Source organism: Methylophilus sp. Leaf408 (assembly GCF_916856905.1).
GTDB lineage: Bacteria > Pseudomonadota > Gammaproteobacteria > Burkholderiales > Methylophilaceae > Methylophilus.
The window spans coordinates 454,635-470,698 of the sequence record NZ_CAKASK010000001.1 but is presented as its reverse complement, the minus strand read 5'-3'; the positions used below and the strand labels follow the sequence as shown (position 1 = coordinate 470,698).

Below are 16,064 nucleotides of genomic sequence, written 5' to 3'. Positions count from 1 at the left end.
TCCGGTAGCAATTGATGCTCTGAGCCTGCACAACGGCAGGCTTCTGCAGCAACAATCGCGCCCTGCCAGGGGCAATTCAGGCTAGGTGTATGCTTGGCCTGATATCAATACAGTGTCAATTCTGCACTTGCCGTGAGGTTTTAATTGATAATTCTTTGAATGATTTGAGCGTTGCTTTTCGCCTCTAGGCGAGTTACTTTTCTTTGCCTGCCCAAAGAATAAGTAACTCGCCTAAGGGCGAAATACATAGGTGAATAACCAAAGAAATACCGATTAAACCCTCAAAGCTACTGTTCTTTGTTGTAAGCAAACTAAGCATACAGTTTGCTAGTCTGCTGAGCTTCATATCCAGCAACCATAAAAAAGCCTGCCACTTCGCAATGGCAGGCTTCATCAAACCACGTTCATTAAGTAAACAGCTGACGCACCGGCAATACAGCGCGGGAGAATTCCGCCGTCAAGCCATTCACATGTTGTTCCGGCAAGCCCTGGATCAGGTTCTGCAAACGGTTGAATACACTGATAAACGCCTGCAACTCATGATCCTGGTAGGTATACCCCAGTGTCTCCAGGATAGCCAGTGACAAGCCTCCAATATTAGATGGCGTATTCGCATGCGGCTTGGCGCAGCCACGGATGCGATGCAACGTCAGGAACAGGCCACGCAATGCCACGAACGAGACTGGTAAAGGAATGGAAAAGTCCCATTCCAGATCAAAGAAATGGCCCTGCCCTTGTGTATCCACCACGAAATTAGTCGGGGTGGCATCAAAGTATTTCGATGGCAGTAAATCGGTAGCACCGGCAAACTCCGGAAGGGTATGTCCACCCTGTGTCGCATTGGCAGCAAGCGCTTTTACCCATACTTCAGCCCAGGCAGCAAGATGCTCTACACGCCATCCAGGACGGTTCACCAATTGGGTCAGTTTATCCATCCATAAAGTACCGCCGTGGTAAGGAGATTGTTCCCAGTCTGCTGTCAGCAGTTTGATAGTCTCACCGGTATTACGCGTGCGTGTTACCAATCCCTTGTCAGCCTGCACGAATTGGGTTTCCTTGCTGAACACTGCCTGGCGCTGGCAACCATAATGGGCTGCCAGTACCTCAGGATGCTGTTTGCCGGTTTGCTGCGTTGGATAAGCCACGAACATAAACGAGTTGGCCATGTCTTCTACCAGGTTATTGCGCGCAAGGACTTTCCATGCATTTTCCAGCGAGAAGGTAGGATGACGTGGCGATTGTCTGTCATGCACGACTGAACCGGCAGCCAAAGCACCGATATCCCAGCCTGCTGCTTTATGCGCAGTGTTAAACCCTTCAGGATAAATCACAGTGACCGGTGTTTTGTAATCAGGCAGTGGCACATACAGTTCTGTCGTTTCAAAACCGGCGCTGCGGATCAATGCATCGAGCTCGACGCGGCCGAAGGTGATCGGGCTGGTAGTACTGTAGGAATCATTAATTCCATACATCGCCTGACCCATATGGTCTTCAGGCGCGCCGTTGAAATACTTCAGGCCCAGCTGGTTCTCAATCGCCACAATCAGCATGCCGTCTTTTTTCAGGAAAGACTTGGCTTTTTGCAGTAAAGTCAGCAGCGGATTAGGTTCCTTGACATACACTTGTGCGTATTCCAGCACGCCAATCAAAGTGACGACATCAAATTTTTCATCCGTCTCATAAGACTGGATCAAATCGCAGAATACATTGACGTTCTTTAACTCAGCGCAGCGTTGGCCGATGATACGGGCGCGGTTAGGACTGCCCTCCACCACGACCACTTCCCCGCCCAGCTCACCCAGGAAACGTGTGATCGCACCACAACCGGCACCCAGCTCAAGTACCTTGCCGTTAGCTATTTTCTCTGCAAAAGGACGCAACAGGTTGGCGCGTTGTGAAGTCAGGTGGTAATAGCTGGGCCAGTCAGTGGCTTTGGAAGCCAATTCATCCGAAAATACACTTTTGTCGCGGGCCTGGCGGATGATGTCATACAACCGTTGCTCGGCATTACCGGCATCCTCGTAGCCAAAGGCTTCCGCCTGCGCACGCTGGTAAAAGTTGTCTTGCGCGCGGTAAATATAACCACCGACAGTTGCTGGTTTCTGGTTGCCTGTGGCAACAGGTGCAACAGTCACCGGCGCAGCCTGCGCATAAAATTCCTGGCAGGCCTGGTTCAGTTGCTGGATTGCTGCTTCGGACAAACCATGCTGTCTGGCGAAAGCGATGACCTCAGTCACTTCTTTCTGATTTGTGGTTTGCATTAAGGCGTGCACATAGGCAGTCCAGTAATCCTGCGTTTGTGGTGCCAGGATCACAGCCTGCTCGAGTAACGGCAACGCTGCTTTGGCGGATTCCTGCAAAGCAATAAGCCCCAGCCCGTAATAAGCCACATCATGTTTCGGGGCAATCCCCAGAATCTCCTGATACAGCGCTGCTGCCTCAGTCAACTCCCCTTTTTCCTGGTGCTGTATCGCCAGTTGCAAGACTTCTTCAACGGTTTGTTCCAGTGTCTGTTGGTGAGCGTTTTGTGAGTCTAAAGCTGTTTCCGCAGGGGCAGATTGCATCGCTAAAGTTTCCATGGTGGGTCCTTTTAAGGTCATTTGTTTGGTTGCGGTCAGTTGGGTTGCAGGTGACGCCAGGGCGTCGCTCTCTTCTGCAAGCAAGTGCATGTTAAAAGATTGTGCAGGCTGGCATTGGCACCAGCGTTGCCACATAATGCGTAATGCATCAGCCAGGGTGGCTGACAATTTGGCAGGCTGTGACAACAATGACTGTTGCAAGCGCTCACGCATGCCGTTACGTACTTCTGCCAGCGCTGCAAGATCAGCACATAAAGTGGCCCCTTGAGCTATCCAGGCCTGTGCATCTGTAGCAATCCAGTTGTTTAAGCCCGCATGCTGCATCAATGCCATTGCACCGCGGCTGTTGAGGCGATCACCTACCTGGCAAAGCGTAGGTACACCCATCCATAAGGCATGGGCGGTAGTGGTGAGCCCATTCGACGGAAAGGTATCCAGGCAAATATCTACACGATGGTATTGCTGTAAATAGTCAGCCATGTGACTGCGCGCAACCAGTTGCAGGCGGTCACCCGCAATACCTGCCTGCCGAAACCAGCTCACCAGATGACTGCCATTCTCTGAAGAGGATATCCCCCCCAGGATCATGCGGCTATCTGGCACAACTTGCATTAGCTGTGCCCATAACTGTACGGTGGCCTGCGTGATTTTGTTCGGGCGGTTAAAGCAGCCAAAGGTGATATAACCATTGCTTAACGCAGGCAATGGCTTAACCTCAGACATGCTTGTATCTGGCATAAATGGCGCATTTACCGGTAACTGCACCAGTTTTTCAGTGAACTGAGCATCAAACTCACCAACCGGCGTCAATGCCTCATCAGTCAGGTAGTAATCCATGGCAGCCAGGCCTGTGGTGTTCATATAGCCCAGCCAGCTAAGCTGGATAGGCGCAGGTTTCCTGGCAAATGTCAGCAGGCGGTTACCTGAGGTATGGCCGGATAAATCAATAAGGATATCAATGCCATCCTGGCGGATTGTATTTGCCAGAGCCTCATCAGACTGCTCAGTGACGTCTTTCCAGCTGGCAAAATATTCACGCATTTTTGCGGTGACTTGATCGCTTATTGGATGGTTGTAATAAGCATGCAACTCCAGTTGCTGGTTACTTGCCAAGCCAAGCAACAATGGCTTGAGGAAATGGGGAATGGAATGCGCCCTGAAATCCGCAGACACAAAGCCTACCTTCAGTGTCCTATCCAGGTCTCGGTCATTGTCATGTGGCTGCCAGTGAGCTTTTAACGGTGCTTCATATAATTCTGCATAGGCCTGGTGGGCCTGCAATAATTCTGCTGCGGGAATGCCTTGCGCATGGCTCATGCAAAACAGCAGGTTGCTGAAACAACCGGCATCGCCAGGTTGTAATGTCAGTGCCTGTTTAAAGTGGGCGATCGCTTTATCCACGGCACCCAGGTCTTTCAGCACAATACCCAGGTTATTGTAGGCAGCTGCGTAATCCGGTTTCAGTGCGATGGCTTGTTCAAATGCCTGGACGGCAGCGGTCAAATCACCCTGTGCTTTCAGCACCAGGCCGTAATAGCAATGCTCTATCGGGTCATTAGCATTGAGTGCCAGGGCGCGCTTGGCCGGCTCGCGTGCATCTTCCTTCAGCAACATGCGTACGTCGCTCAGCATTTTCCAGCCGTTCAGCCAGTCCGGGTGCTGTTGCAACACACTGTCCAAACGCTGTTGCATCTCGGTGTATTTGGCAAGCTCAAACAGACCAAGTAAATCCGCCTCCTCAGCTTCCAGGGCTTGAACACTGGTCGCCTGCTCTGCCAATCCCCATGAGGCTAGCAAAGCGTTCAGTGCTTGCGTATGCTGGCCGCGTTGCAATGCCTGTCCCAGTAATTCCTGGAATTGAGGGTCATTTGAACCGTGTAACGCATTCAGGTAATTACTCAATAATTGCCATTGCTCGGGCTCCAATCTGTGAGCCTGCTCAAATAAAGCAATCGCTTGCGTGTGCTGTTGCTCATCCCAGGCAATCAGGCCCAGGTTATGTAATGACAATGCATGCCGGGGATGAATCTGCAGGATTTCCTGGTACAGCGCGCGTGCTGCAGCATACCGGCCCAGTTGCTGCTCCGCAGCTGCCTGGTCAAACACTTCAGCAATGGAGGCTTCCAGCGCTGCGGATGGTGTTTGCAATGCTGGTTCCCATTTTTGCGCATATTGCAGGTATTTATCCCGCCAGCGCTGGGTACCAAATGCACCGCCACTTTGATGGGTCATGCGCAAAGGCCACACACCCAGTTGCAATCCGGCACGGGTGGCGGTACGGCAAAAATCCAGGTCATAAAAGTGAAAGTCAAACTGCGGATCAAAGCTCACCTGTGATTCAACCAGTCGCTTTTTATAAGCGGCCAGGAAAACGCCATCCATTAATTGCGCAGCACCGGCAGGCTCGCCATAAGCGGATGCCGGACCGAAGGCGTGCTGGCCATGACTGACTGCACCACGCAGATAAGCGGTGTCATCCCAGGTAAATTTGGTATCGACAAAGCACCAGCCGGTTTGGCCGGGCTGAATACGGGCATTACCGGCCACCCCAATCACGTCGTATTGCTGCAAGCCGTCAGAGATTGTTTGTACAAAAGTATTTTCATCAATCCAGACATCGTCATGGATAAATACCAGCAAGGCATCATCGGGCGCAGCAGCAATGGCGTCATTAAAAATCTCGGACAGGCCGCGCGTGTTTTCACAAGCGATCCTGGCAACCAGTCGCGCATCCTGGCGCATATGGCGTTTTAAAGATTTACCCAGCGCCGCATCGCGCCAGAAGGCTTCTTCGCTCATGCGTGTGGCACTGACCACCCATACCGGTTGCTCACCGCTAAACACGGCCTGAACTGGCGCGCGAGCAAGTAGCTGACTTTCCTTCAGACCGGATGTGGCCTGCTGCCAAAAGCTGAATAACAGCCTTTCAAAATCTTGCGCAAATAGTGCAGCATCCATCAATGGTGACTGCAACACTTTTGCCCGCAAACCTAGTCGCGTGGTGGCCAAAGCCGGCAAATCATTGGCGAATGTCACCGCTTTTTCTACATATTCGTCAGAAGTTTCCGCCACCCAGTCGCTCAAGCCTGCGCAGGTTAGCATGCTGGCACCCTGGCGACCGATCAGCGTATCGCTCAACAATGTCAGTGTAGGTACACCCATCCACAGGGCTTCACAAGTCGTAGTACCGCCACTGAAGGGGAAAGTATCCAGGATCATATCCACTGCGTGATGGCTCTTCAGGTAAGCCTCCCGCGTCACCATTCCCAGCAATTCACAACGTTCGGCATTGATACCAACGTTCGCTAATCTTTCGAGGGTTTCCGCCCTGGCGGCGGCATCGTTGAAGGTCTTGCACTGCCAGCGTAACCTGGCTGCTGGCTTCGCCGCAAAAATGCGTCCCCAAAGCGTTAATACCGCATCGGTGACCTTGGTGTAGTTTTGATAGCAACCGAAAGTGACAACTCCCGATTGTTCAGCAGGTAAGGCATTGACGGCAATATCGAATGGCGGTGCCGTAAAACACAATCTGGTATGCGGCAGATAGGCAATTTGCTCGGTAAAGCGTTGTGCCACCTGTGCATTGACACTGACAGGGTCAGCAATCACATAATCCATCACCGGCAAGCCAGTGGTACCCCAGTAACCTAGCCAGGCAGCTTGTACCGGCGCCGGTTTCCAGGCAAATACAGGTAAGCGTGTGCCTCCGGTCAGGCCGGACAAATCCAGTAAAACATGAATGCCATCGCTATGAATCAGGCGTGCAGCCTGTTCATCGGTCAAACCAGCCAGCGAGCGCCATTCGTTGCAATAGCCTTTTAATTCGTACGTGAGTACATCTTCACGACCATCGGTAGAGTAGCCATAGACTTCCAGCTGGCCAGGATTAAAATGCTTTACCCAGTTTTCAATGAAATAACCAACCGGGTGGCGTCTCAGATCTGCAGACACAATACCTACGCGTAAGCGCTGGTCATTTTTGTGGATGTTCCATGCCTGGAACGGCGTTTTTTCCTGCATCATTAACTGCCCAAGTCTGGCAACATAGGCAGTATGTTTTTCTTCAGTCAGGTAATTCACATAGCTATCTGAAAACAACAGGTTTCTCAGCGCCATAACATGGTCAGGGTCCTGTACCAGTACTTTTTCCAGTATCTCAATCGCCAGTTCAGCTTTGCCCAGATCCAGGTAAATACTGCTCAGGTTGATATAAGCTGACAGATGGTCAGGCTTGAGCGCGATGGCTTTTTCCAGGCTGGCAATCGCTTCAGGATAGCGGCCCAACAGGCGCAGGCTGATACTGTAATTGCTCAGTATCACTTCAGAATCAGGCAACAACGCCAGGGCTTTTTCAAAGTTGAGGCATGCCTTGTCAAACGCTGAACGTGCATTCTCGATCAACCCCAGGTTGCCATAAATATAAGGGTTACCCGGGTCCTGCTCCAAAGCTTTATTGCAATAGCGCTCAGCCTCTGCGTACAGGCACTGATCAAGTAATTCAGCGGCTACATTATTCAATTGCTCCGCATTAAAGTCTTGCATGCGCATGACCTGGTCAACGTAATGCTGATACTCGCGTGTGCGTTGCGTGACCCGGTACAACTTGGCCAGATTTTTTAATATGGATAATTCTTGCGAGTTGACAGCGTAGCCCGCAAGCAGCCATTGCTCCGCTTCATCAAAATTGGCTTTTTTAAGATATAGCGCGCCCAGATGGCTATAAGCTTCCACATAGTCTGGCTGATGTGCAATAGCTGTTTCATAGGCCTGAATGGCTTCACTTTCGTTACCCAATAGCTCCAGCGCGACCGCCATGTTAAAAAAGATGATGGCATTGCCTGGCTCGATAGCGGCCGCTTCGCGGTAATACTGGATCGCTTCCAATGGCTTGTCTGCTTCATGCAGCAAGGTTGCCAGTTCAAAGTTGACACGGCCATCCTGCTGGTGAATATTCAGGCCACGGCGCAATAGTTTTTCGGCCTCTTTCAATTGACCGGTTTTTTTAAGTACGCTCGCCCAGTTTGCATAGGCACGGCTAAAGGCCGGGCTTAGTTTGAGCGTCTGGCGGTAATGTTTGATTGCTTGTGGATGCTCCTGCAACTGCGCATGTACATTCGCAAGGTTATAGAATACTTCGGCATCTTTCTTCAGCAATTTTCCTGCCTGTGAAAAGGCTTCTACGGCAGCGCTTAATTGATCTTGCTGCTGATACAGGCTGCCCAGTAACTTCCAGGCCAGGCCCTCATCGGGGAAGTCAGTCGTGATTTTCTGCGCCAATGTCAGGCACACAGGCCAGTCGCCCTGTTTCCAGGCTTCAACAAGCTGTTGCATCCAATAGCTGCAATCCCTTTGCAGGGAGTGAGCAGACGACGAGACATCGGACGACAAACGCATAAAAGAAATTCCAAAAAATTTCTCTTATTATTGTGAGTTTGCGTAGATTTGGATTGCAGAAAAAACGCTGGAAAAACCAGTCAACTTAACTGTTTCAAACGGGTAACATTACCCGAAACACCCTACCAGCCTTTGCCTAGCCTCAAACTCAGGTAAAACCATGGCTCTGCAGGTTTTTATAAATCAGCGCTTTTAATTAAAGCTTTGGGAGAAAAAGCCGTAAACAATGCAGTTTTTGACAAGGCTTTTGCGAAGGAGCTGTATTCGAGAGGCTGCTTGGAAACAGAAACGAGTGAAGGCTAGGCGACATATTCCTGCAAATTAGGGCTATCCGGCTCCCAGCGAACCAGGTCATATAATGTACATTCCAGGTAAGCACACAGCTTATTGAGGTGATCAGTGCTGGCATTGTAGGTCTGGTCTTTGAGCATACGATGCAGGGTCATGCGACTGATCCCGCTTGCATCGGCAATTTCGGTAATGGTGATGGTTCTACCCCATACCAATTGTTTTTTTAGAATGACAGATTTTAATTCAACGTAAATCACACTACTTCCCACATTTTAAACTCTAGTTCGGTTTGAAGACCTGGAGTCTTCTCAGCCTATCGTTGCTGTCAGGCAATTGTATTGATCGGGATCAATACTGAGGCTGAAACCGGAATCATTATACAATTTTATATAATATTAGAATTGATAATGTAGAAATTAAATATGTATGCAAGGTTAAATGATATAGCGAAGCCTATTTAAGCCGGGGCTTACGTTTTTGGGTACGCACGGTTTGCGCAATTTTGCTGTCAGACTCCAGCGTTTTAGCGCCATTCTCCACCAAAGCACTCGCCAGGTCTTCTGGTGTATCCCTGCCTTTTCGTGAACCAAAAATATGCGAATAAGCCCATGTAAACTCGGCGCCTATCAGGAATATCTGTGCAGAGTAATAAATCCAGATCAGTAATGCCAGAATAGAACCGGCAGCACCGTAACCGCTTGATATCGCACTTCTGCCGATATAAATGCCAATTAACCATTTACCTATGGTAAACAAAACCGCAGTTAGTAGTGCCCCTATCCACACTTCGTTCCAACGGATCCTGGCCCGCGGCATGATTTTGTAGATCATGGCAAACATGCCTGTGGTCAGTAAAAAACTGAATATGAAATTGAAGATGCTAGCCACCATCACCCAACTGGAAAATACCGGTGACCACCATTTACTCATGGCTGATAAGCCTGCACTGAATACCAGGGAAACCATCAGTAAAAAGCCAATACCCATGATCATGCCAAAAGACAATAATCGGGCGCGAATCAGTTTCCACACACCACTCTTGGCTCTTGCCGGTGCTTTCCAAATACGGTCCAGGGAATCTTGCAACTCACCAAAGACACTGGTGGCGCCGACCAGCAATAATATGATGCCAATAGTGGTTGCGGTGACGCCTTCAAGTGGCTGACTGGTGCTTTGCAGCAGCGTCTGCACCGCTTCTGCACCCTGCTCGCCCATCAGATTATTCAATTGGCCAATGATTTCGCCACGTGCCGCTTCTTGCCCGAAAATCAAGCCCGAAATAGAAATCACGATCAGCAATAGAGGTGCAATCGAAAACATGGTGTAATACGCCAGAGCAGCACCCATACTTTGTGCGTAGTCATCGCTCCACGAAGTAAAAGCGCTTTTAATCAATACCCAGGTTTCTTTCATTGTCATCTCAGTCTATTCACTCTTCATTTTTAGTTTTTTTAAGGTGTGACAAGCAATTAGCCTAATGCAGCGATCTCATGGAAGCATAAGAAATTGCTCTCATCAAAAAGAAAACGGTACCTGAAGGCACCGTTCGATGCCGCGTTCTAAATGAGACAATCTCATTGAAATCAGCAAACTCAGGATAACTATTTCATTGTGGCGAAGGCATAAGATAAAACGTATTCTGCTGTCAGAAAGGGCTTACGTATTGTTTTTACGTTAGGAAAGCGAACAAACTTTGTGCGCAGGATTAGTCGCAGATTAGGCTAAGGATAACGATGTTTTCTCTGGTGACTCAATTGCGTTTTTCATCTGAGCTTTCAGTTCTTCCTGCATTTTTTCAACCAGCTTCTGTTTATCTTCACCGCTCATGGCATCAAACTCCTCTTGTGAAATGCCATGTTTCTTGAGCCAGAGATATTGCATCTTTTGCGCATCCGTCATTTTCATAAAGTCGCTTAATTCCTGGTACGGATCTTTCACACCCACTTTTTGAGAGGAAGATTCACTTAGGAAAGTTTTGCTAGCAGTAGCGTTTTGTTCTACAGAGTCTTCACTATCTTTCTTATTAAATTTAAGCGCTGTAGTCGTATGCCCGATTTTGCTGACAGCATCAATAGTATTGAAATTCATGATTGCCTCCTTATGTGTTTTTATAAGGTAACCATATTTGATTGAAATTAATTCTTTGATTAAAAAGGGAAAAACTATTTACATGCTATTAAATGCAAAGTGGACATTGAATTAACAACGCGCACTTTAGGTTGATAAAGGATATTACAGCGGCACTAGATAAGTGGAACCACTACAACCCACTAGAATGTCAGCGTCACTGTCTGCTCATTGCCGACGAAGACAGTACAATGCACATCCGTCCATCTATCCGTCACCGCATAACCTATGCATGAAGCGCTTACCTTTTTGTCACGATAAGTATTGCCGCCAACTTCACCTGAAAAATTATATCTATCGACAGGCTTTCTCACGATCACTTCCTCGTTACCAATTTTAACCGTCAGAAACGCACCGTGATAGGCCCAGTCATTGCCGTACTTTTCCAGCAAACCGGTAATTTTGGTGGATTCATTATCGCCTGCGAACTTGTAATTTTGCGCCGGTGCCACTTCGCTACTCTTCACCTGAGGCGTGGTTATGCATGCCGACAAATGAATGGCCATGAGCAGGATGAGTATGTGTTTCATAAACACTCCAAGTTGATTTACTGCAAAAAAAACCTGCGTAACCATGGCAAAGATTATTATTTATATGAATAGATACAAGATAGACCTGGCAGTTCCTTTGAGTCTATCCGGCTGACAAGAAATGTATTCTCTACAACATATCTCAGTATACGCCTGGGCAGGGAAAAAGGGCTGCGGGATGTTTAGGCTGGACCTGTTTATTGGCTTAGCCGAATAAACAGGTATTGATTTTGTGTAGTGGTGCCCGGAGCCGGAATCGAACCGGCACAGCCGTTAAGCCGAGGGATTTTAAGTCCCTTGTGTCTACCAGTTTCACCATCCGGGCGGTAGGTCTGTCAAGCTGCGTATTTTAACACTTTGAAGGGTTTTGCATACCCTCTTAGGTGACGTGCTTGAGAGAAATTTGGAGCGGGAAACGAGTCTCGAACTCGCGACCTCAACCTTGGCAAGGTTGCGCTCTACCAACTGAGCTATTCCCGCATATCTGGAGGCGCGAGCCGGAGTCGAACCGGCCTAAACGGCTTTGCAGGCCGCGGCATAACCGCTTTGCTATCGCGCCAGAACCAACAACATAAAAACCACTTATGTTAAAAAGGGAAAGCAGTGCTTTCCCCTGAATTTGGAGCGGGAAACGAGTCTCGAACTCGCGACCTCAACCTTGGCAAGGTTGCGCTCTACCAACTGAGCTATTCCCGCGTATTTCCTTGCGCCATGCGTCGTAAGGAAGCTGGCATTTTAATGATTTTTGACCCTGTGTCAAGGAAGATTTATGAAAAAACCAGACTTTTAGCAGGAATGATTTTTCAGATGGTTTCGCGGATGGCAGGCCATGCTGCTTTAAGGTAATAACCCATCGAAATCAGGGTCAATAATGCAGCGATGACGATTAACCACTCGCCCAACCACTGGATATTCACCCCGAACAGCGGGTCGTACCAAAGCAACAGGATAATGGCGAGCATTTGTGCTGCAGTTTTCACTTTACCCACCACGGCCACTGCAACATTTGCACCTTTACCGATACTGGCCATCCACTCGCGTAAAGCACTGATCGCAATTTCACGACCTATGATGATGAGGGCAACCACGGCCCCTACCCGATTTAACTCTACCAACACGATGAGTGCTGCAGCAACCATTAATTTATCTGCTACCGGGTCCAGGAATGCGCCGAACTTTGACATCTGCTGGTATTTGCGTGCCCAGTAGCCATCCAGCCAGTCGGTAAATGCGGCCAGCATAAATACGGAAGAAGCCGCCAGGTTGACCCAATGGGCGGGTAAACCTTGTGCTGTCACTGCATTGGCTGGAAAGTAGAACATGCCGACGAACACCGGAATCATGGCGATACGCAGCAAGGTTAGCAGGTTGGGGATAGTCCACATAGATATCTGTTTCTTATTGATGTCGCTTGAAAGTAATCAATGCAGGCGTTCATAAATGCTTTGCGCCAATGCCTGACTAATGCCTTCGACTTGGGCAATTTCATCTATGCTAGCACTTTTTATCCCATCCAGGCCACCAAAACGCATCAGCAAGGCTTTGCGCCGCTTGGCACCGATGCCTTCGATTTCTTCCAGGCTGGATGTAATTCGCGCTTTAGCTCGTTTGGCACGGTGGCCGGTAATGGCAAATCTATGCGCTTCGTCGCGGATTTGCTGAAGCAAATGCAAACCAAGGTTATCGGTCGGCAAATTCAGCATTTCACCCGTATCCGAAAAGATCATGGTTTCCAGCCCGGGCTTACGTTCCTCGCCCTTGGCAATGCCGACCAGCAAGATATCGTCCAGACCGACTTCCTGCATGACTTCGATAGCAACGCCTAGCTGACCCTTGCCGCCATCGATAAACACCAGGTCAGGCCGCTTGCCCTCACCCGCCGCCACTTTGCGATAGCGCCGGGTTAATACATCCCGCATGGCCGCATAGTCATCGCCTGGCGTAATGCCGGTGATGTTGTAGCGCCGGTATTCGCTATTTTGCATATCGCCGCGGTCAAACACCACGCAGCTGCCAACAGTCGCCTCGCCCATGGTGTGACTGATATCGAAACACTCGATGCGCTCTGTGCCTTCTGATAGATGCAGTGCTTCACGCAATGCAACCAGCCGCGCTTGCTGATTGGCTGAAGTTGCCAATCGTTGCTGTAGCGCCAGCTCAGCATTCGTTTGCGCCATTTTCAGCCAGACCTTCTTATCGCCAATGGCATTAGTTAACACTCTGATTTTACGGCCAGACTGTTCACTTAATATTTCTTCAAACTCATCCTTGGCTACCTCAGCCCCGCAGACCAGTAATGGCGGCGTGTTTTGCGAAATGTAATACTGTGTGAGAAACGCTTCTACCGTTTCTACCAGTTCTGCATCCTGGCTATTTTTTGGGAAAAAACTTTTATCGCCCAAATGCCTTCCGCCACGGATCATCACCAGGTTAATGCAGTGCTGACCTTGTGTCTCGGCACAGGCGATCACATCGGCATCACTAACACTGAAGTCACTGACAAACTGTTTGGCCTGCACCTGGCGCAAGGCTTGCATACGGTCACGCAGAATCGCGGCATGCTCATACTCAAACGCTTCGGCGGCCTTATTCATTTCGCTACCCAGCGCATCGATCACTTCGTTGGTTTTGCCTAGCAAAAACATGGCAGCGTGCCGGACATCGCTCGCGTAATTCTCTTCCGAGATGAGGTTCACACATGGCGCAGTACAACGTGCAATCTGGTATTGCAGGCATGGGCGGGAACGATTGGCAAATACGGTGTTTTCACATGTGCGTAATTTAAATACCTTCTGCAGCAACTGAATACTTTCGCGCACCGCCAATGCACTAGGAAAAGGCCCGAAGTATTGATGTCCTTTACGCTGCGCGCCCCGATGAAACGCCAGCCTGGGAAACGCGTCGCCAGTGAGGCAAATGTAGGGATAGGACTTGTCATCGCGGAACAACACGTTGTAACGCGGCATCAAGCCTTTAATCAGGTTATTTTCCAGCAGCAAGGCTTCCGCCTCTGAGCGGGTCACTGTGGTTTCAATAGCCGCAATCTGCGACACCATCATTTTGGTCCGCGGGCTGTTGATATTTTTATTGAAGTAACTGGAAACCCGTTTTTTCAGGTCTTTGGCTTTGCCGACATAAATAGGCGTGTTTTCCGCATTGAGCATGCGGTAGACACCCGGCAAATTCGGTAAATTCTTGAGTATGGGTTTGGGATCAAACATGCGTGTATTTTACACGCATGTGCATGGGTTCAAGACGTTAACTTTGAAGGCGTCAACCCAGCAACTCCCCACCAATCGCCCAATCCTCGTACTCGACTTCTTCAAATACTATATAGGTGTAGCTGGCAGGTTTTTGCGCATGCCTGGTCAGGGTTTCTGTGATTTCCTTGGCGATTTGCTTTTTCTGCTCTTTAGTCACAGAACCAGCCAGTTTGACATTCACGTATGGCATGAGTGTTCTCCTATCAATTTAAAGTACAAGCTAATGTGGATGATTAACAGTGCCGCGTCGTATGTCCCTGATTAAATTAACGGTGACGGCAAACAGTAAAACTGAAATCACAATCGATAATATGGGATCTATGGTCACCCAGCCAGTGAAATAAATCACTACGCCAGCGACGATTGCTGTGACAGAGCCTAACAGGTCACCCAGAACGTGTAAAAAAGCGGCACGGTGATTGAGGCTGGCATCACCCCCATGATGTTGGTGCTGATGATGCATATGCTTGGCAACAAAGATATTCACCAGCAAACCCAATACAGCAATGATACTGACATAGCCGCCGGCTACAGGCACTGGATTTTTAAGCCGCTCAATTGCTTCGATAATGATCCAGACCGCGACCACCAGCATGGAGACAGCATTCACCATGGAAACGCGTAACTCCAGGCGGCTGGTTTCCGGGCTTTTACGCGTCTGGTGCGCGGCCCACATGGCTAACCCGAGCGCCAGCACATCAAATAACATATGCCAGGCATCACTGAGTAATGCCAGGGATTGCGTCCAGAGCCCCCCCGCAAACTCGACTATTGCAAAAACAGTGATTGCCAGAAAAGGAATTAAAAACGGGTTAGTGTGCTCGTGGTCACCATGAACATGGTCATCGTGATGGTGATCATCTTTTGCCTGGTGTTTTTGCTGAGCTGAACCACAGCAGTCATGCGTTGCAGCGTGTTTTGTATGAGATTTGTCCATGTCTGCATGCTAAAACAATTTAGCGTGATTCCACAATAGGCCGCAACAAAAATGGACTTATAATATTGAATTGTTTTATAGCGGCTCCTCAAGAGCTATGCCATGTTAAGTTACCGACACGCCTTTCATGCCGGCAATCATGCCGATGTTCTCAAACATTGGGTTTACAGCCTGGTGCTGGAATATTTCAATCAAAAAGACAAACCTTATTGGGTTGTAGATACTCATGCCGGGGCAGGTATTTATCGACTGGATACGGCAATCGCTAATAAAACCGCTGAGTATCTTGGCGGTATTACCAGACTGCAGCAAACCAGCCCACCAGATGCTTTCGACAGTTACTTACAATCAGTCTCAGAAACGCACAACATCGCAGGCAAGGATTCTTACCCTGGTTCACCTTGTATCGCCGATCACTTTTTAAGAGCAGACGATAAGTTACGTTTGTTTGAACTGCATCCTGCAGATGCTGTCCTGCTTGAACAGCAATTTGATCATCGCAAAAGACAGGTTTCGATTCAAGCCAAGGATGGATTTGAAGGAATCAAAGCCTGCTTACCACCGCCTACCAAGCGCGGCCTGGTGCTTATCGACCCGCCGTATGAAGTCAAAGATGACTATGCGCGCGTAGTCAGCTGTATCAAAGAAGCGCTAAAGCGTTTTTCTACCGGGACTTACCTGATCTGGTATCCGCGACTGCAACGACCTGAACCGCAGCAAATGCTGGATAAACTGCGTGAACTGAATACGGATTATTTGCATATCTGCCTCGATGTGCAGCAGCCTGGCGCTAATGGGTTTGGCATGCATGGCAGCGGCATGTGGGTAATTAACCCACCCTGGACACTGCGCCAATCTGTAGAGCCGCAATTAGAGTGGTTAGCACAGATATTAGCGCAAGATGACCATGCGCGAGCCTGGTGTGAAGGCCAGCAGAAATAAG

10 protein-coding genes and 4 tRNA genes are annotated in these 16,064 nt (G+C 49.1%); 1 reads left to right on the top strand and 13 read right to left on the bottom strand.

Features of this window, described 5'->3' with window-relative positions:
* Positions 1–407: 407 nt before the first annotated feature.
* The 13 genes from LPA26_RS02035 to LPA26_RS01975 all read right to left on the bottom strand — a co-directional run bounded on the left by LPA26_RS02035 (position 408) and on the right by LPA26_RS01975 (position 15,121).
* Positions 408–7,910, bottom strand: coding sequence for a tetratricopeptide repeat protein (locus tag LPA26_RS02035; protein WP_229007136.1), 7,503 nt, complete (start codon positions 7,908–7,910; stop codon positions 408–410).
* Between the two features lie 362 nt (positions 7,911–8,272).
* Positions 8,273–8,521 (bottom strand): helix-turn-helix transcriptional regulator, encoded by a 249-nt coding sequence (locus LPA26_RS02030; protein WP_055871406.1) that lies wholly within the window; start codon positions 8,519–8,521, stop codon positions 8,273–8,275.
* Positions 8,522–8,717: 196 nt separating this feature from the next.
* Entirely contained in the window at positions 8,718–9,677 is a 960-nt protein-coding gene (locus LPA26_RS02025) for a YihY/virulence factor BrkB family protein (RefSeq protein WP_229007135.1), read from the bottom strand.
* A gap of 303 nt (positions 9,678–9,980) precedes the next feature.
* Entirely contained in the window at positions 9,981–10,352 is a 372-nt protein-coding gene (locus LPA26_RS02020; RefSeq protein WP_229007134.1) for a hypothetical protein, read from the bottom strand.
* 182 nt (positions 10,353–10,534) lie between these two features.
* Entirely contained in the window at positions 10,535–10,921 is a 387-nt protein-coding gene (locus LPA26_RS02015; protein ID WP_229007133.1) for a hypothetical protein, read from the bottom strand.
* 238 nt (positions 10,922–11,159) lie between these two features.
* Positions 11,160–11,246: transfer RNA gene (locus LPA26_RS02010), tRNA-Leu, on the bottom strand.
* Between the two features lie 79 nt (positions 11,247–11,325).
* Positions 11,326–11,401, bottom strand: a tRNA-Gly gene (locus LPA26_RS02005).
* A gap of 5 nt (positions 11,402–11,406) precedes the next feature.
* A tRNA-Cys gene (locus LPA26_RS02000) sits at positions 11,407–11,480 on the bottom strand.
* A gap of 61 nt (positions 11,481–11,541) precedes the next feature.
* Positions 11,542–11,617 (bottom strand) — tRNA-Gly (locus LPA26_RS01995).
* 107 nt (positions 11,618–11,724) lie between these two features.
* Positions 11,725–12,306: a CDP-diacylglycerol--glycerol-3-phosphate 3-phosphatidyltransferase gene (gene pgsA / locus LPA26_RS01990; RefSeq protein WP_082488080.1), complete on the bottom strand. Its 582-nt coding sequence runs from the start codon at positions 12,304–12,306 to the stop codon at positions 11,725–11,727.
* Positions 12,307–12,342: 36 nt separating this feature from the next.
* A complete protein-coding gene (gene uvrC / locus LPA26_RS01985) occupies positions 12,343–14,142 on the bottom strand; it encodes an excinuclease ABC subunit UvrC (protein WP_229007132.1) in 1,800 nt (599 codons plus the stop codon).
* A 52-nt stretch (positions 14,143–14,194) separates the two neighbouring features.
* Positions 14,195–14,374, bottom strand: coding sequence for a 4-oxalocrotonate tautomerase family protein (locus tag LPA26_RS01980; protein ID WP_055830975.1), 180 nt, complete (start codon positions 14,372–14,374; stop codon positions 14,195–14,197).
* 30 nt (positions 14,375–14,404) lie between these two features.
* Positions 14,405–15,121, bottom strand: a complete 717-nt coding sequence (locus LPA26_RS01975; RefSeq protein WP_229007131.1) for a cation diffusion facilitator family transporter — start codon at positions 15,119–15,121, stop codon at positions 14,405–14,407.
* A gap of 102 nt (positions 15,122–15,223) precedes the next feature.
* Here LPA26_RS01975 and LPA26_RS01970 point away from each other — a divergent pair, with 102 nt between their 5' ends.
* On the top strand, positions 15,224–16,063 hold the full coding sequence (locus tag LPA26_RS01970) for a 23S rRNA (adenine(2030)-N(6))-methyltransferase RlmJ (RefSeq protein ID WP_229007130.1): 840 nt from the start codon (positions 15,224–15,226) through the stop codon (positions 16,061–16,063).
* Position 16,064: the final 1 nt, after the last annotated feature.